The organism is Marinomonas sp. TI.3.20 (genome assembly GCF_038155025.1).
Classification (GTDB): Bacteria; Pseudomonadota; Gammaproteobacteria; order Pseudomonadales; family Marinomonadaceae; genus Marinomonas; species Marinomonas flavescens.
The window spans coordinates 236,226-253,882 of record NZ_JBAKAS010000003.1 but is presented as its reverse complement, the minus strand read 5'-3'; the positions used below and the strand labels follow the sequence as shown (position 1 = coordinate 253,882).

Genomic DNA, 17,657 nt, shown 5'->3' with positions numbered 1-17,657 from the left:
CTAGAGAGGATTGAATCATGAAAACAGATGTAACGTGGCAAGAGGATGTTCATTTCACTGCTGAAACGGGATCAGGTTTCAAAATTGAAATTGATGGTAATCAGCGTGTTGGCTCACGGCCTATGGAATTGCTCTTAGCTGGCTTAGGCGGTTGTGCTTCTTATGATGTGGTTAATATTCTGAAGAAGTCTCGTCAAGACGTTGTGTCTTGTGTGGCTAAAATTGATGCGGATCGTGCTGATGCTGTTCCGGCTGTGTTTACTGAAATTCGAATTCATTTTGTAGTAACAGGGCGCGGTTTAAAAGATAAGGTTGTCGAACGTGCTGTTAAACTGTCAGCAGAAGAGTATTGCTCTGCCTCGTTGATGCTTGAGCGAGGTGGCGTAAATATTGTTCACAGTTTCGAAGTGATAGAAGTGGAATGATTTTTTGCGTAACACTAGAAAAGAGCCATTAGGCTCTTTTTTTTGCGCTGTAAAAAGTGGTGTCCCCTGCGAGATTCGAACTCACGTCTAAGACTTAGGAGGTCCTTGTTCTATCCGGCTGAACTAAGGGGACAATTAATAGGAGAGTTTATACCTGATTTCGTCGATCAACTCAAATTTTGAATGTTGAAATAATTGATTTATATGAGGATTTTAAGCTCTTCCTAATGTGTGTTTGCTGCTTATCGGGCGTGTGGCGCCTCTGGCTGTATAGACTTTGCTTTTATCATTGTGCCCTTGTAATAACTCAAAAAGATGCTTGTTGCGTTTTTGAAGTGTACTAAGAATATGGGCGTTAGTAGTGTTTTTTGTTTTACAGACGGTTAGGAGGGCTTCGCATTCTGTCATTAGTTGGCGGGTTTCATCCATTGAGCTGTCTTGTTCTAAAAGCCACGCTTTGAAAGCGTCTTCGGATGGTTTTTTAGGGTCAACAATATTGAATTTAATGAGTAAGTTAACTCTTCGCTCATTAAGGAGGTTCATTTCATCAAGAAGCGTGCTTTTTTGGGAAGCGATATTGATGATGTTTTCACTATTCAATTCACCAAGTGCGATTCTTTCACTATCAAGAAGGGATGAAAGTTGGCAAAGTATTTCTTTGCTTCTTGAAAATACTGGCGCAATGGGGAGCATAGGGCAAACCAATTAAGATGGTGAGTATCTCAGTCTAGAATAATGAATCTATAGAAGCCATATTGTTGGCCAGTTTTTGCGAGTCAATTTTGTAGTTGCCTGATGCAATAGCTTGTTTGATTTGGTCAACTTTCTTCTGATCAATATCAGATAAACCATTGATTTTAGACTCGTGATTTTGCAATGTTTGGGCGGCTCCACTTAGCTTAACGGTATCTTCAGCCATAGTGCCACCGCTGTTAGACTGATTATTGCCTACAGCATCATTTGGTGTGTTGGTTTCTTCTTTGAGAGCGCGGCTATTTTTAGCTACGTTGCTCTGATTTAAGATCCCTGTGAAGTTTATTGCCATTGGGTTATTCCGCCTCGAATGTTTTGCCTACTTTCATTAACGGCTTCTTCTACGAGAACTTTAGTAGAAAAATCGATATTTATATACTGCCACCTAGTATTATTCAGTAGTTTACAAGAACCTCACTGTCCGTTACAACTTTGGCGTAGATAATTCGACCAGAACTGGTATTTTTTACTCGTATTTGTTGTCCTTTGACGCCATCTTCTAATGCTTTGCCATTCATTTTTACAATGATGTTACCTGTTCTTGCTGTGATTAAGATTTGGTTTCCTTTTTTTACTAAAGTAGGTTGCTTGGTGAGGTTATCAGTGAGGAATGTATTGATGCGTAGATTGCGTGAGGCAACGAGTCCATATGGCGGATTTTTTTTTGTGAATACCTGGCCTCTCAAGCTTGTGATATCAACTTGACCAATTCCAGTGTTATTTTGGTTGATAGTCTGTCCTCTATTTATAGGAGAAACTACTTTTATCGCAGAAATTAGTATGGACTGCGTAACAGGGACAAAAGATTTCCACTCAGGTGATGTGCAGCTTATTGCGTAGGTTGTACGTTTAGTTGCATTAGGTCTTTGGTTTTCAATGCTGATTGCTGGGTTTTGGCAGGTTGGTAAATAGCTTAAAGCTGCTTGGTTATTTAGTGAGATTTCAATGTCTGCTGCGGGATAAATGTCGGAGAGTCTCGGAATTTCAACACGGTCAATGTAGTTATGAATTTGCTCCGTAATTGAAGAGGCGTAGCTATAACTAGCTTGAAGGCAAGCAAAGGCTATTAGTAGCCTTATTAAGGTCATGGTTCACTCTCTCTAATGGTTAAGTTATTAGTAAAATAGCAAAAATCACTTTATCATGAGCTTTATATTTTAATATTACTGAGTCTGACTTAATACTCAATTTACATATACCTCTTTAGGAGATATTTATGGCTAGTGTTCTCGATAGCGTTAATCAGCGTACCCAGTTAGTTGGGGAGAACCGCCTGGAGTTACTGCTTTTTCGCTTAAATGGTAAGCAGATATATGGGATCAACGTTTTTAAAGTAAAGGAAGTGTTGCAGTGCCCTAAACTGACAACAATACCGCGAAGTAGTCCGGTTGTGCGTGGTGTTGCTCATATTCGTGGCGGTACCATCCCCATTTTAGATCTTGGCTTGGCGACGGGGGCAACGCCAATGGAAAATATCTCTCAGTGTTTTGTGATTATCACAGAATACAATCGCCGAGTGCAGGGCTTTTTGGTTCGTGGTGTTGAGCGAATTGTCAATATGAATTGGAGTGATATTCAGCCACCGCCAAGAGGGCTTTTAAATGACAATTATTTAACCGCTGTTTGTCAGGTTGATAAAGAGATGGTTGAAATTATTGATGTAGAGCAAATTCTTTCTGAAGTTGCTCCGATGCGTCAGGATATTTCAGATGGTATTGTCAGTGAAGGTGTACATCATAATGCCAAGAAACATCACATTCTTATTGTGGATGATTCATCGGTTGCGCGTAAGCAAATTAAACGTTGCATGGAGCAAGTGGGTTTTGCTACCACGGTGTTGAATGATGGGCGTGAAGCATTAGAGTACCTTCAGGGTATGGTGGCTGATGGTGCCGATGTAACCAAAGAGTTTGCTATGGTGATTTCTGATATCGAAATGCCAGAAATGGATGGTTATACGCTAACAACAGCCATTCGTAATGACAGTCGTTTACAAGATTTGTTTATTTTACTTCATACCTCATTAAGTGGCGTTTTTAATGAGGCCATGGTGAAGAAAGTTGGCGCGGATGGTTTTTTGGCTAAGTTTCAACCTGACGAATTGGCTCGGTTGGCCATTGAAACGGTTCAGGTACAGGAGGATTAATACGATATTATCGGATTACTCCCAAATAATGCTTCGAACCTGCTTTTTGAGGAGTTTTAATGCTCAGTAGTGCAAATGGAATTACACCTAATGGTTATCTTAGGTTTAGAAATTTTCTACAGAAGGCTTGTGGTATATCACTTAGTGATAATAAACAATATCTTGTTGCCAGCCGCTTAGGTAAAACCCTGGAGAGAGAGGGTTTTACTCAAATTGAGCAGCTGGTTGATGCTTTGGAAAGTGCCAGGAGTGCTAAGTTAAAAGAAGAAGTAATTAATGCGATGACAACGAATGAAACGTTATGGTTTCGTGACTCTCATCCATTTACGATCTTAAAAACTAAAATATTACCAGAAATGGTCAATACACCATTAAAAATATGGTCGTCAGCGTCTTCTACAGGTCAAGAAGCTTATTCAATTAGTATGGTTATTGATGAGTTTAAAGCGCTTAGGCCGGGTGTGCTTAAAGCAGGTGAAAGAATTATTGCAACGGACATTTGCACTAATATTCTTCAGCATGCAAAGCAGGGTGAATATGATAGTTTGGCGATTGCCCGCGGGTTAGGCGCTGATATGCAGCGCAAGTATTTCGATAAAGTTGATGATTCTACGTGGAAGGTGAAGCCGCATATAAGCGCTCGAGTGGATTTTAGATATTTGAATTTGATTGACTCGTTTTCTTCATTGGGGAAGTTTGACATTATATTTTGTCGTAATGTTCTTATTTATTTTAATGCTGAGCTTAAGTTGGATATTTTACGGCGCATGCATGATTCGCTTAATCCTGGTGGATATTTATTTTTGGGAGGATCTGAAGCATTGAGTGGTTTGTCTTCTTTGTTTGAGATCGTTCAGTGTCATCCTGGTATTGTTTACAAAGCCAAGCCGCAGTAGGAAAAAATTTTTATCGAAGGCCCGCATATTGCTTGTTCAATATGCGGGCTTTTTTGTTGGTATTTATAGGGCGGTAAGTTGCTTGTTGCCGACTTTTGCCGATTTGAAATGTGATTTATCTATGTTGTTGAAATAAAAGGCTTTTTTATTTGGCATTGATATTGCTTAAATAAAACTAAGTTTAAAGTATTTGTCGTTAGGAGATAGCGTGGCCATATCATTTAATCAAGCGTTTGCAGGACATGACAAAATGCTGGAATTCAGAAGTGCTCGCGCTTCTGTGCTGGCTAACAATATTGCTAATGCAGATACGCCAAATTATAAGGCTAGAGATATCACGTTTGGCTCAATGTTTAATGAGGCAAAAAGCAAGTTGCGTTTGGCAAGTGATAATGATCGTCATATCCAAGGTGGCAGTTCTGCTGATGACGACAGTGGGTTGTTATTCCGTAATCCAAGCCAACCGTCATTGGACGGCAATACTGTGGATATGCAGCGTGAGCAGGCAGAATATGCCCAGAACTCAATGCAATTCGATACAAGTTTTATGTTTTTAGACAGAAAAATTAGTGGCTTGAAAAAAGCGCTGACAGGGAATTAACCGTTATGTCTTTAAGTAATATTTTTACAATTTCCGGTTCTGCAATGAGTGCTCAAACCATTCGTTTAAATACTATTGCAAGTAACATGGCAAACGTGGACAGCGTTGCAAGTTCTGCTGATCAGACTTACCGAGCTCGTAAGCCGGTTTTTTCTCAAATGATGAATAGTGAGATGCAAAAAAACGGCTGGAATGGATCGGGTGTCGATGAGACGGGGGCAGGAATCGGTGTAAAAGTAGATGGCATTGTTGAGTCTGATGCGCCGTTAAAGCCGCGGTATGAGCCTGGCAATCCGATGGCGAATGAAGACGGTTATGTTTATTACCCTAATGTAAATCCAATCGAAGAAATGGCCGATATGATGTCAGCTTCTCGATCATTTCAAACAAACGTAGAGATTATGAATTCTGCGAAAAGCATGATGCAAAAGATGCTTACGCTAGGTCAGTCGTAGAGGTGTGATATGGCAAATATATCCGATAATAATGGCTTAAAAAGCTTGATATCTCAGTATGGTACCGATGGTGCCAAAGCAGGTTTGAAAAAGTCTGCTGAGAAAGATGGAGCGGTTTCTCCGGCGGCTGTTGGTGCGAACGGTGTGCCTGATCCTAAAAAAGATCCGTCAAAAGGTTTAGCTGATAAAAATGTATTTCTAAAGTTGTACATTCAGCAGCTTAAAAACCAAGATCCAACCGCGCCTCAAGATACGAATGACATGGTGGCTCAAATGTCTCAATTTAGCTCCCTTGAGAAGCTATCGGGTATTTCTGACGAGCTGAAAAATATGACGACGTCTTTGACTTCGAATCAAGCGGTGAGTGCTTCTAGCTTGGTTGGCAAGTCTTTAATGATGAAAGCTGATAAGACAATGGTAACGGCTTCTCAAGAAGATGTTGCATTGAAAACAGTGATCCCTAAAGACTCTCATTCAGCTACATTGAAAATCTATGATGCTAATAATCAATTGGTGCGCACGGCTAAGCTTGAAGATGGTAGCTATGATTGGGATAAGAAAGATGAAGCAGGAAAGGTTTTGCCGCCTGGTGAATATCACTTTGCCGCTACTACGGTAAATGACAAGGGCGAAGTGTCTGCATTACCAACGCAGCTGCCTAGTCGTATTCAGGGTGTCACAATTAATGGTGCAGACGGTACGGTTTTGAACGTGGAAAATCACGGCAAGGTCAAGCTAACGAATGAATTAGAAATATTAGGGTAACTGGAGCGAAATATGGGATTCAATACAGCATTATCAGGTATTAAAGCGTCTGCGGATTATTTAAGTGTGACAGGTAATAACATTGCTAACGCGGACACCACTGGCTTTAAAAAGTCTCGGATTGAGTTTAACGATCTCTACAATAGTAATGTGCTAGGTGCAGGAAGCAGTAACGTCATCGGTTCTGGTGTTAGTGTGGCGAATGTGGCACAAGAGTTTTCATCTGGCAACTTGGCTTATACCGATAATAATTTAGATTTGGCTGTTAATGGTTCTGGTTTCTTTGTTCTTGATGCGGGTGCGGGTACCCAAGCATTTACTCGTGCGGGTGAATTTAAGCTGGATGCATCGGGGAATCTAGTTACTAATTCAGGATCTAAGGTCCAAGGCTATAATGCCGTGGATGGTATTATTGGCGGGAATTTGGAAGATATGGTGGTGCCTACTGCTCGTATACCTCCTAAAGCAACTTCCAGTGTTGATTTGAAGGTGAACCTCAATTCTGAGGGTGAAGATGTACCTCCTTATATCCGCGCCGACTTTGATCCAGCAAACCCTGATACCTATGACTATACCCAAACTCAAACGGTAGCGGATGGCAACGGTAACAATCATCTTATTAGTTATTATTATGCTAAAAGTAAGATGCCAAACACCTATGAAGTTTATGCAACAGTTGATGGCAAATCTACTGATGATACTGGTGCCGCTTTTATGCAGCCGACTTACGCGACTTTTAACGGCCCTGAAGCAAAAGACTATAATGCGGATGGTACTGATGAGCCGCCATTTGCGCTTTTATATTCGGGAGCGACTGAGCCAACGGTTACGGACATCGCTAACTTAACAAAAGCGCCTATTGCGGCGGGTGGTACGTTAGGTGGTGTCGCGATTGCGGGCACTCTAGATCCGGCTAATGTCCGTACGCCTGATAATATTGCGCGCCCAGCATTTGATCCTAAAGATCCTACTTCTTATAGTTACGGCAACACTAAGAATGTTTATGATGCGTTGGGTGAAACACATACGTTAGGTTATTATTTTATTCAGCAAGGCGAAGATAATACTTATGAGCTACGTGCGACTGTTGATGGTAAGGAATCTTATATTGATCCAACAACAGGGGAAGATAAGCGTTATTTAGATAAAGGGACTGTGGTAACTTTTGATCCAGCAGGTAATTTATCTGGTACCTATAAAGGGATTCCACCATTTGAGTCGTCTCAGCCTATTCAGTTGCAAATTCAAGGTTTTGATCCAACCAACCGAAACGCTATTATTCCAGTAGATTTGACTGGTTCAACTCAGTTTGCTTTGAATAGTACGGATGAGCTAAAACAAGATGGTTTTGCGGCCGGCGAACTTCAAGGTGTGTCTTTTGATGAAGATGGTAATCTAATTGCCACTTATACCAACCAACAAACGGCAACACTTGGCCAGTTGGCGTTGGCCACTTTCGATAATACCGACGGTTTAGTTCCTGATGGTGATACGGCTTGGGTTGCAGGTAAAGATTCTGGTGCTGCGAATGTGGGTCGACCAAATAGTGGCACATTAGGCAGTATTCAGGGCGGGGCGTTGGAAGAGTCTAATGTTGACCTGACATCAGAACTAGTCGCATTAATCGAGGCGCAACGTAACTATCAAGCAAACAGTAAAACATTAGAAACAGAGAATACCGTTACGCAGACAATCATTAATCTGCGTTAATTTCGTTTCTTTTCTGTAAAAAAGGCTGGGACACTCAATGTGTTTCAGCTTTTTTTTGCCTTAAATTCTTTGCTAGAGTGATTTTTTCTTAGTTGGTACGGTTCTTGATAGAGGAATATATAGTTAGCTATTTTTGAAGGAAACGGTAATGGATAGAGCTTTATATCTTGCAATGAGTGGGGGTGTTCAAACAATGAATGCTCAGACGATACATGCCAATAATTTAGCGAACGTTAATACAACTGGCTTTAGAGCAGATTTTGAGCAAGCTCGTTCCATGCAGGTGAACGGTGATTACTACCCTAGCCGTGTCTATGCCATGACGGAGAATCCAGCAACGCGATACTCTCAGGGAGATATGATCCAAACCGGTAGAAATTTAGATGTTGCGGTAAAAGGAAAAGGTTTTATTGCCGTTTATGATAGCGAAGGTCAGGAAGCTTATACCCGTGCAGGAGATCTCCAGATCAACGCAGCAGGTCAGCTAGTAACAGGCAGAGGGTTACCGGTAGCCGGAAATAACGGTCCGATTTTTTTACCCCCTTTACAAAGTATTACCATTACTTCTGATGGCTCTATTTCTATTGTTCCTCAAGGCGGCGCGGCTAATGAAGTCGCGGTTATTGATCAAATTAAGTTGGTTGATCCAGATACTGATTCAATTCGCAAAGGAGAAGACGGTTTAATTCATTCTAAGACGGCAGGGCAAGTGCTTGGAGCAAATCAAAACGTTCAACTAGCATCAGGTTATATTGAAGGCAGTAATGTTAACGCAGTAGAAGAAATGACCCACATTATGGATCTTTCTAGACGCTTTGAAATGAACATTAAAATGATGGACACAATACGCGAAGACAGCGCCGCATCGGCTAGAATTTTACAGCGTAATGGTTAGTGGTCACTTGTAAATGACATGATTTTTTAAACATTAATTTTTTTAGTATTTATTACGATAGAGGCTTTTATGAATTCAGCGCTTTGGGTAAGTAAAACTGGTTTAAGCGCCATGGATAAACAGCTTAACGTTGTAGCCAATAACTTGGCAAACGTATCAACAACGGCCTTCAAAAAAGATCGAGCAGTGTTTGAGGATCTTATGTATAAGACCGTTCGTGCGCCAGGTGCTCTTAGTGCCCAAAATGCCGAATTACCTTCAGGTTTGCAGTTGGGTACAGGTGTTAAGGTCGGAGCAACGCAGAAAGATTTTTCTGACGGTGATTTTAATGTAACAGACCGAAAATTAGATGTCGCTATTCAAGGTAAGGGCTTTCTACAAGTTATTCAGCCGGACGGTACTATGGCTTACACTAGAAATGGCAGCTTGCAGCTAAACAGTGACGGTAATCTTGTTACTTCGAATGGCTTATTGATTAACCCAGCGATTCAAATTGACCCGGATGTAACATCGATCGATATTGCGCAAGATGGTGTGGTTTCTGTTAAGAAGGCAGGGCAAACAGATATGCAGCAAGTGGGGGCTATCAGTCTTGCAGGATTTGTTAACCCAACAGGCCTTGACTCTATCGGTGCAAATTTATACACAGAGACAAATGCCAGTGGGCCACCAATAGTTGGTGCGCCAGGAACAGATTCTCTCGGTACGCTTGGTCAAGGCATGCTAGAGGCTTCGAATGTTAATTCCATTGAAGAATTAGTGAACATGATCACGACTCAACGGGCTTATGAAATGAACTCTAAAGTGATTGCTTCTGCTGATGGTATGATGAGTTTTGCGATACAGCAGCTCTAGGATTGGTAAATAGGTATGAATATTAAGTTAGCGCTTTTGGTGTTATTAACAACCTGTTTAAGCGGCTGTTTGTCTTGGGATATCGATAAACAGGCTGTCGCTAATGCGGCGGCGGCTGGCGCGGGCGCAGCGGCGGTAAATGCTGTTGCAGATGCGGTGACAGATGATGGTAAAGCTGCCGATAAGTCTGCCGATGATGCTCCGAAGAAGGAGGCGCCTCGTAAAGGCTATGTACCTGATCCTGATAACCCAATGTCTGGGCCAAGAGTGTCTGAGCATATTCAATCTGATGATCCTGCTTACGCACCTGTTTATCCTGATGGCATTAAGCCTTCCCAAGCGCCAACAGGTGGTATTTATAAGACCAGTATGGGGGATGTGTTTTTTGGAGATCAAACCGCGAGTAAAGTGGGTGATGTATTAACGATTAATCTTAATGAAAATACCACATCAACGAAGGCAAATACCGCCGCCATATCAAAAACTTCTTCGGCATCTATTCCTAATCCAAAAGTGCTAGGACAGACGTTGAATATGGATACGGATGTGCCAGCACAAACAACAAACTTCACAGGCAATGCCTCAGCAAATCAGAACAACAGTTTGGCAGGCACAATCACAGTAACCGTATATAAAGTATATCCAAATGGTCTACTTGCTGTACGTGGTGAGAAGTGGCTTAAGTTAAATCAAGGGAACGAATATTTACGTTTCTCTGGTGTGGTTAGAAAGCGTGACATTTCGCCGGATAATACGGTTGAGTCTGCACGTATTGCTGATGCCCGTATTACTTACTCTGGAACAGGAGAAGTGGCTTCTGGAAGTGAGCAAGGTTGGGTTAGTCGACTATTAAACTCTAGAGAAATGCCAAATTAATTAGGCAGATAACGATTGGAACTCTTTGTTTCAATATGGATGGTAAGCATGAAGTATGTAGCATTAATCTTGATGTTTTGTGTCTCGTTTGGGGTGCAAGCTGATCGTTTGAAAGACATTTCCAGCGTTCAAGGTGTGCGAGATAACCAATTATTTGGTTATGGTTTGGTCATTGGATTAAATGGCACAGGGGATAGCACCCCTTTTACCAACCAAAGTTTTGCCAGTATGTTGTCACGTTTTGGCGTTACCTTGCCGGCAGGGGTGACCGCGACATCTAAAAATGTTGCCGCAGTTTCGTTAACAGCGACTTTGCCTCCGTTCTCAAAGCCTGGCCAAAAAATTGACATTACGGCCTCTTCTATTGGCAATGCTGCTTCCTTGCGAGGCGGTACATTACTACTCTCCACACTCAAAGGTGCTGATGGTCAAGTGTATGCGGTTGCCCAAGGTAATCTTATTGTCGGTGGATTAGGGACCGGTGGCTCTGATGGTTCCCGTAATTCATTAAGTATACCAACAGTAGGGCTTATTCCTAATGGTGCCAGTGTTGAGCGCTCGGTGCCTAATAGCTTTGATAATGGTGACACACTCACATTTAATTTAAATCGCCCTGACTTTACGACGGCAAGACAGGTAACGGATAAGATTAATGGCTTGCTCGGTCCAGGTGTTGCAAAAACATTAGATGCTACGTCAATTCGTGTTACTGCGCCGCGAGACTCAAGTCAGCGAGTCACCTTTTTGTCTATTCTAGAGAATCTCGACGTTAAAGTAGGCGAAGAAAGGGCTCGTGTAGTGATTAATTCTCGAACTGGTACGATAGTTATTGGTCAGCATGTAAAAGTCTCGCCTGCTGCCATTACGCATGGCAGCCTTACGGTCACTATAACAGCAGCCCCTCCTATCGCTGGGCAAGATGGCACTTTAACCGGCGGTAAGACAATTCTGTCACCAAGAAATAACGGTGTTCAGGTGGATAAAAATAGCGGACATATGTTTGTTTTTGATCCAGGTACTTCGCTCAATGATATTGTTCGAGCTGTAAATCAAGTAGGCGCGGCGCCTGGTGATGTTATGGCTATTTTAGAAGGGCTTAAAGAAGCCGGCGCGATCAATGCTGATTTTGTCGTGATATAGGTGACTTTATGAACACTGTTTCTTCTCAAGATTTTTTTGGTAACTTTTCTGCGCTTTCGGCTTTGAAAACAAAAGCACAGAAAGATCCTGATGCTGCGTTAAAAGAAGTGGCTCAAAAATTTGAAGCCATTTTTATCAATATGTTGCTTAAAAACATGAGAACAAGCAGTGAGTCTATTGGTGGTGGGCTTTTCTCCAGTTCTCAGACTAAGCAATATCAAGGCATGATGGATACTCAGATGTCTCAGTCTCTCTCGAAATCGGGGAGTTTTGGGATTGCTAATGCGCTGATGAGAGAATATCAGGGAAAAGGAAGTCACTCTTCGAAAGAGTCTAGTGATGCTGATTTACTGCAGAAAGTTTCTCATCAAGATTTGGTCAGAGTTCAGGCATTAGCGCATAAAGCGTCTACTGAGTTTGTGCAAGCGGTACAAAAAGAAGTGGCTGAAAAAGCGGCGGTTAATTCTGCTAAAAATAATTTAGCAGGTGATATGTCTGCATCTGAGAGTGTGGCTAAACCATCCGCTCTTTCTGTGGCTTTTGACTCGCCAGCATCTTTTGTAAAAGCATTATGGCCGCACGCAAAAGAGGCCGCTGAGAAATTAGGCGTTAATCCTAAAGCTATTTTGGCTCAAGCGGCATTAGAGACGGGGTGGGGAAAATATCCCATTGCTAAAGAAGATGGTTCGGCGAGCTTTAATTTATTTGGTATTAAAGCGGATAGTCGCTGGCAAGGTGATCGTGCTGTTGTTAATACATTAGAGTATCGAGGTGGGATTGCTAAGCGTGAAAAAGCGGCTTTTCGTGCCTATGATTCATTTTCACAAAGTTTTAACGATTATGCTGACTTTCTAAATTCTAGTGAACGCTACAAGGATGCCTTGAATTCAGGAGATGACCCATCAATGTTTGCTTCTTTGCTGCAAAAGGGAGGCTATGCGACGGATCCAGACTATTCGGATAAAATTAATCATATTCTTTCTAGCAAATGGTTTAAGTCTTTATAGTTCTTGTCTGCTTTGGTTCTTCAGCTTGGTAAAGTATTTGCAATAATTGCCGATAGTCTTCTAAGTAAAATGCTTTTTCATGATTTAGAGGTGTGAGCAATGGGCTCAGGTTTATATTCAATTGGTTTGTCAGGGTTGCAAAGCAGTAATGCTCGTATCAACACGACTGGTCAAAACACAGCCAATGTGGATACTGAAGGCTATAGTCGTCAAAGAACTACGACGGTTAGCTCTCCAACTGGCGCTGTTCGTGTTAAAGACACGTCACGTATCGTAGACAAATTTGTTAACGATCAAGTGAGAACGGACACTTCAGATCACTCTTATTACGATACTTATCATTCAATGATGTCTGTTTCTGATGGCTTGTTAGGAGAGAGTAGTGTCTCTCTAAATAGCTATCTAAATAAAACCTTTAAAGCATTGCAAGATGTCAACAATGACCCTACATCCTCATCATTGAGAGAGCTGGCTCACTCAAGCCTAAAAAGCCTTACTAGTCATTATCATACGTTGGCAAAATTAGTGGGTGATCAAAAAACCATTGCAGATAAGAAGATGGAAACGTCGCTTGGTGAGTTGAATAATTTGACTTCTCAAGTTGCCAGTATGAATGATGACATCCTTCAGGAAGAAGCCGGCTCAAACTCACCAGCGAGTGAGTTACGAGATCAGCAAGAAGTCTTAGCAAAGAAAATTTCAAGTTATGTGAATGTTAAAGTTCAGTATGCAGATAACGGTGTCATGACGGTTCATTTGGCGAATGGTCAGCCGCTTGTTATGGACAAAACATCGACTGTACTTAAAACAATTCCAGATCCGAATGACCCAAATCAGAAAAAACTTTTTATTGATTTTGGAAAGTACACTGTCGGCGTTAAAACCGAACATTTAGGTGGATCTATTGGTGGATTGGTTGATTATCAGTCAGAGTTTGCGAAAAAAAGTGATCGGACTTTAGGGCAGAGCGCTATTTCGATTGCTGATGCAATGAATAAACAAAATTCATTGGGTTTGGATGCTAATGGCAGTTTTGGTAAAGGTTTATTTCAGCTTGGCGAAATTAAGGTTCATGCAGGTTCTGAAAATGTCGGTAAGGCCAGTAACATTGCTGTCCGCGTCACAAGTGGTGAGTCTGCAGATCTCTCTTTAGGGGATTATGAGTTATCTAAAACGGATGATAACCATTTTATGGTAAAGGTATTTGACTTGAACGGAAAGCTGACTAGTAAGTCTGCTATTTTAGATACAAGTACTGCTCAACCAGATAAAAATGGTTATTTTCAGCTCGACGGCCTTGGCATGAGTGTTCGGTTGGGGGATTTAAGTGATTATAAGTTACAGGATGTTTATCGCTTCTCACCAACGGATGGCGCTGCTGGCAGTTTAAAACTTGCAGCTAAAAATGGTGATGGTATTGCGTTGAGTGCTCCGGTGGGTGTTAAAACGAACCCAAGTAATTTATCGAATGCCACATTGAGTGTTACATCGGTTACAAATACGGACCCGAATAGCTCTGCTTTTTCAGGAAACGGTGAACTCTATCCGATTGCTCCTCATAGTATTTATTTTACATCCGATGATGCTTACGAAGTGCGTGATGGTCAAGGTAACGTGCTTTCTTCGGTTAATGGTGCGCAAGATTTCAAAGATCTATTAGGGAAGGCTGGCCTAGCAAAAGAAGCAGGTTTTGATGTCTCTATTACATCTGCTCCTAAAGCAGGTGATGAATTTAGTATGAGTATGGGAGATCTTGGTCCTGCCGATAACTTTAATGGTTTGCAGTTGGCTGATTTGCAAAATCGCTCTTTAGTGGGCGGTAAATCCACTCTAGCGGAGTCTTTTTCTGACCTAGTTACCTCTGTTGGTAGTAAGACAGCGACTCTGGATACGAATAAAAAATCTAGCGAAGTTGTCATGAATCAGAGTGTTGCAAGGCGTGATGAAATATCAGGTGTTAGTTTAGATGAGGAAGCGGTGAACTTATTGAAATACCAGCAATCTTATTCTGCAGCAGCGCAAGTTATTACAGCAGCAAGAACAACCTTCGATACATTGTTAGGGGCTGTGAGGTAGGTTTATGAGAGTCACAAATAACTTAATTTATGGACAGTCTAGTAGGGCGATTTCAAAAGCGAATGATCGTTATCTCGATATTCAGAACAAAATTTCTGAGCAGACAAGTATTGTAAAGCCTAGCGATAATCCAGTAGGTACTGGGCAGGTTTTACAGTATGAGAATAGCAATAGTCAGCTCAAGCAATACGATGGCAATATGAAAATGGCCAAAAGTCATCTTGAGTATGAGGAAGTGGCCTTAGACAGCTTAAATGGATTGTTGGATGACACTAGAACGTTGTTTATCCAGGCAGAAAATACGGCCAATACGCAAGAAGATTTGAATGCCATCACCGAACAGGTGTCAAAAATGGTGGATTCAATGGCTGATTTGATGAATTCAAAAAGCGCTGATGGTAGTTATATTTTTGCGGGAACAGATATTAAAAATCCTGCGTTTACGTTAAAGCCTGATGGACATTACGATTGGACGGGGAATGAAGGGCAGAAATTTTCTCAAATTTCAGAGAATAGAAAAATCCCAATAAACGATACCGGCAAACATCTTTTTCAAGATGTTTGGGCTCGTAATAATTTTAAAGCAACCTTGCTGACTGGGAATGTTTCTTTAAGTGCAAAAGTACATGACGAGGGAGATTTTACTGATTTTCTTAGTAAAAATTACAGCGCGACAAACGGTGTTGCTAATAATTTCGTCCTTACTACCACGCCTTTAACGGGGACAACGGATCCGCAAGCAACGATAGAAAAGAATTTAGAAAGTGATTCTAAAATACCATTTTATTCAGGTCCTCCAGGAAAGTATTCGTTAATCGACACGTCAGGTAAGGTGATTGCCTCAGGTTCTTATGATCCAGGGCAGCCGTTGATAGTCGATGGCATGTCATTTGTTATTAAGGGTGCGCCAGGCGCTACAATAGGTGTGTCTTTAAACCCACCTAAAAGAGACAACGTATTAAACCAACTTAAAGATGCTATTTCTGTGTTGCGTGACAAAACGACGACAGCAGATGAAAAAGAAGCGGCCTTTCATAATGCTCAAGTGAGTATTGTTAATACTCAAGCATCTATCGGTGAAGGGCGTTCTGAGGTCGGGTCGCGATTAAATACCTTGTCTGAACGAGGCGAATTTAGTTCTGCAAATCAATTATCTAATGTAATGGCCCAGGATAGAGTGGCTGGATTGGATATGGGGTCAGCGGCCACTAAGCTTTCAATGGCAGAGACGGCGTTAACGTCTTCGCAAAAACTTTTTACTCGGGTTAGTAATTTATCTTTGTTTAATAAAATCTAATGCTGAACTCTCAAGGTGATCAGAAATGTCATCATTTCAAATAGAATCATGTTTTGGCGTTAATATTAGCTCAGGGTATTTTGATATAGATGAAATACTCGAAAGCTTCAAGATAAAAGACGCCGTTATTGATCACCCACGTGCTAAAAAACTTATTCGTAATTACGGTAGAAAAGAACGTATTGTTGGTATCGCCTTACGTCAGCTAGCGCTTGATGAAGTGCGTACCGTCCTTGAAAGTGAAATGCTTCCATTCGATCCTTATTTCAATGATGATCAACTATTAAATACTCGGCATGAACGTTTGTACGATGCTCAAGAACGCTTTCTTTTGTTGTGTTTTTCTATTGCCGCTGGCAAGCCTGTTCGCAGCTTAAAGGCATTGCACAAAGGGCTTACTTCCAAGGAGTGGCGAGAAAAGTCGATTAGTGGGCAAAATTTATTTCAATATTTTAGACAAGAGTTAAACGACAATACTCGAGACTATATTTTGTCTTATAAAGCGAGGATGGAACAATTTGAGCTTGGGAATATAGAAAAAGCACCCGCTAATTCGTCATCTGAAAATATAGAGAGGCAATCTCTTGCGCACTCTGTTTCTGCCAAGGGAGTCGTTAAGAATAAACCTATATTAGATATAAATAAGGAGCCGGTCTCATTTAATGATGAAGTATTAACCGCTCTTAGGTTATTTGAAGAAGGGCATTTGTTACTGCTTGAGCAAGTTGTGCGTTTTAAGCAAGGAGATGCGCTTGATATCGTAGGATTAACAAGGTTCTGTACTCTCCTTGTTGAATCCTATACAAGAAATCCTCACGCCTTGATGGCTATTCGGCATATTAAGGACGCTTCTTCTTATTTAGAGCAGCATTCGATGGGAATGGCTGTTCTTGGTTTGCATTTTGCCAAAGCTATGAAATTATCTGATTCTTATATAGTAGTGATTGCACTAGGTGCTTTGATATTTGATTTAGGTCGCTTTCGTCTGCCTACCCCCCTTATTAATAAAACATCAAAAATGACATCTGGCGAATTTGATTTATTTCGTAAGCATATCCAATTGGGTGAGCAAATAATTAGGCGTTCGAATGATATTCCTAAAGTTATTTATCATATGTTGTTAGATCACCATGAACGAGTGGATGGCGCTGGTTATCCTAAAGGTAAACAGGGTGATGAAATTTCGACCTATGGTAAGGTTGCAGCTATTATAGATGCTTATGATGCAATGACCTCTGAACAGGTGCATAAAGGATCCATGGGTCCTATTAAAGCGAGGCGTCAGCTCATATATGAGGCAGGTTTGGCGTTTGATAAAAATTTACTGGCCGTTTTCTTGAAAAGTCTTGGCAAGATTCCTGTTGGTTCCTGCGTCGCTTTATCTAATGGGCGGGTTGGTTTCGTTTTGACGCTTAATGGCGACTTTCAGCCTGCATTAATACGTCAAGTATACAGTCTAAATAACAAAGCTTTTATTGCATCTACAGATATTGATGTTTCTAAAGCGAGTGTGAGTGTTGTTGTTGAAAAAGAGGTCGATGCCCAAGAGTTTGGGTTACAATTTATCAATCACCTTGTTTAATAAAGAATTTTTCTCTATCGTTTTTTTATTCTTCTTCTATCTTTCTTTGCTGCCTTTCTTGTTGTTGTAAAAAATCAAAATAATTCCAAAAAAAATTAAAGCTGTGAGAGGCTGTGCCGATAAATTAATCATAGAGGCAAAGCAACCAAATAACTAATTAAATCAAATGGTTGTTTTC

The 17,657-nt window shown here is 41.2% G+C and carries 18 protein-coding genes and 1 tRNA gene; 15 read left to right on the top strand and 4 right to left on the bottom strand.

Translation table 11 applies throughout. From position 1 onward, the window contains the following. Positions 1-17 precede the first annotated feature (17 nt). Positions 18-425 (top strand): OsmC family protein, encoded by a 408-nt coding sequence (locus V6259_RS05380; protein WP_341583625.1) that lies wholly within the window; start codon positions 18-20, stop codon positions 423-425. 57 nt (positions 426-482) lie between these two features. Here V6259_RS05380 and V6259_RS05375 read toward each other — a convergent pair. From V6259_RS05375 to flgA, 4 genes are all read right to left on the bottom strand, one after another. Further along, positions 483-558, bottom strand: a tRNA-Arg gene (locus tag V6259_RS05375). Positions 559-638: 80 nt separating this feature from the next. Continuing rightward, complete coding sequence (locus tag V6259_RS05370) at positions 639-1,118, bottom strand: flagella synthesis protein FlgN (protein ID WP_341583624.1); 480 nt, start codon at positions 1,116-1,118, stop codon at positions 639-641. Positions 1,119-1,152: 34 nt separating this feature from the next. Next, complete coding sequence (gene flgM, locus V6259_RS05365) at positions 1,153-1,470, bottom strand: flagellar biosynthesis anti-sigma factor FlgM (protein WP_341583623.1); 318 nt, start codon at positions 1,468-1,470, stop codon at positions 1,153-1,155. A gap of 103 nt (positions 1,471-1,573) precedes the next feature. Next, positions 1,574-2,266, bottom strand: coding sequence for a flagellar basal body P-ring formation chaperone FlgA (gene flgA / locus V6259_RS05360; protein WP_341583622.1), 693 nt, complete (start codon positions 2,264-2,266; stop codon positions 1,574-1,576). Positions 2,267-2,394: 128 nt separating this feature from the next. Here flgA and V6259_RS05355 point away from each other — a divergent pair, with 128 nt between their 5' ends. The 14 genes from V6259_RS05355 (at position 2,395) to V6259_RS05290 (ending at position 17,479) form a co-directional block, all read left to right on the top strand. After that, positions 2,395-3,324, top strand: coding sequence for a chemotaxis protein CheV (locus V6259_RS05355; RefSeq protein ID WP_133012687.1), 930 nt, complete (start codon positions 2,395-2,397; stop codon positions 3,322-3,324). A 59-nt stretch (positions 3,325-3,383) separates the two neighbouring features. Further along, positions 3,384-4,220, top strand: a complete 837-nt coding sequence (locus V6259_RS05350; protein ID WP_341583621.1) for a CheR family methyltransferase — start codon at positions 3,384-3,386, stop codon at positions 4,218-4,220. A 208-nt stretch (positions 4,221-4,428) separates the two neighbouring features. Next, complete coding sequence (flgB, locus tag V6259_RS05345) at positions 4,429-4,821, top strand: flagellar basal body rod protein FlgB (RefSeq protein WP_341583620.1); 393 nt, start codon at positions 4,429-4,431, stop codon at positions 4,819-4,821. 5 nt (positions 4,822-4,826) lie between these two features. Then, the gene (flgC, locus tag V6259_RS05340) at positions 4,827-5,276 is read left to right on the top strand and encodes a flagellar basal body rod protein FlgC (protein ID WP_133012690.1); all 450 of its coding nucleotides are present in this window, start codon (positions 4,827-4,829) and stop codon (positions 5,274-5,276) included. 9 nt (positions 5,277-5,285) lie between these two features. After that, positions 5,286-6,041: a flagellar hook assembly protein FlgD gene (locus V6259_RS05335; protein ID WP_133012691.1), complete on the top strand. Its 756-nt coding sequence runs from the start codon at positions 5,286-5,288 to the stop codon at positions 6,039-6,041. A 12-nt stretch (positions 6,042-6,053) separates the two neighbouring features. Next, positions 6,054-7,751 (top strand): flagellar hook-basal body complex protein, encoded by a 1,698-nt coding sequence (locus tag V6259_RS05330; RefSeq protein WP_341583619.1) that lies wholly within the window; start codon positions 6,054-6,056, stop codon positions 7,749-7,751. A gap of 148 nt (positions 7,752-7,899) precedes the next feature. Then, positions 7,900-8,646, top strand: coding sequence for a flagellar basal-body rod protein FlgF (flgF, locus tag V6259_RS05325; protein WP_133012693.1), 747 nt, complete (start codon positions 7,900-7,902; stop codon positions 8,644-8,646). A 69-nt stretch (positions 8,647-8,715) separates the two neighbouring features. Further along, positions 8,716-9,501 carry a flagellar basal-body rod protein FlgG gene (flgG, locus tag V6259_RS05320; RefSeq protein ID WP_133012694.1) on the top strand — a complete coding sequence of 262 codons (786 nt, stop codon included), beginning with the start codon at positions 8,716-8,718 and terminating at the stop codon, positions 9,499-9,501. A gap of 15 nt (positions 9,502-9,516) precedes the next feature. Continuing rightward, positions 9,517-10,377, top strand: coding sequence for a flagellar basal body L-ring protein FlgH (locus V6259_RS05315; RefSeq protein WP_341583617.1), 861 nt, complete (start codon positions 9,517-9,519; stop codon positions 10,375-10,377). Positions 10,378-10,425: 48 nt separating this feature from the next. Beyond that, positions 10,426-11,517 carry a flagellar basal body P-ring protein FlgI gene (locus tag V6259_RS05310; RefSeq protein ID WP_341583615.1) on the top strand — a complete coding sequence of 364 codons (1,092 nt, stop codon included), beginning with the start codon at positions 10,426-10,428 and terminating at the stop codon, positions 11,515-11,517. A gap of 8 nt (positions 11,518-11,525) precedes the next feature. Continuing rightward, complete coding sequence (flgJ, locus tag V6259_RS05305) at positions 11,526-12,524, top strand: flagellar assembly peptidoglycan hydrolase FlgJ (RefSeq protein WP_341583614.1); 999 nt, start codon at positions 11,526-11,528, stop codon at positions 12,522-12,524. A gap of 99 nt (positions 12,525-12,623) precedes the next feature. Further along, a complete protein-coding gene (gene flgK, locus V6259_RS05300; RefSeq protein ID WP_341583613.1) occupies positions 12,624-14,600 on the top strand; it encodes a flagellar hook-associated protein FlgK in 1,977 nt (658 codons plus the stop codon). A 4-nt stretch (positions 14,601-14,604) separates the two neighbouring features. Then, complete coding sequence (gene flgL, locus V6259_RS05295) at positions 14,605-15,897, top strand: flagellar hook-associated protein FlgL (RefSeq protein ID WP_341583612.1); 1,293 nt, start codon at positions 14,605-14,607, stop codon at positions 15,895-15,897. Positions 15,898-15,922: 25 nt separating this feature from the next. After that, positions 15,923-17,479 carry an HD-GYP domain-containing protein gene (locus tag V6259_RS05290; protein WP_341583611.1) on the top strand — a complete coding sequence of 519 codons (1,557 nt, stop codon included), beginning with the start codon at positions 15,923-15,925 and terminating at the stop codon, positions 17,477-17,479. Positions 17,480-17,657: the final 178 nt, after the last annotated feature.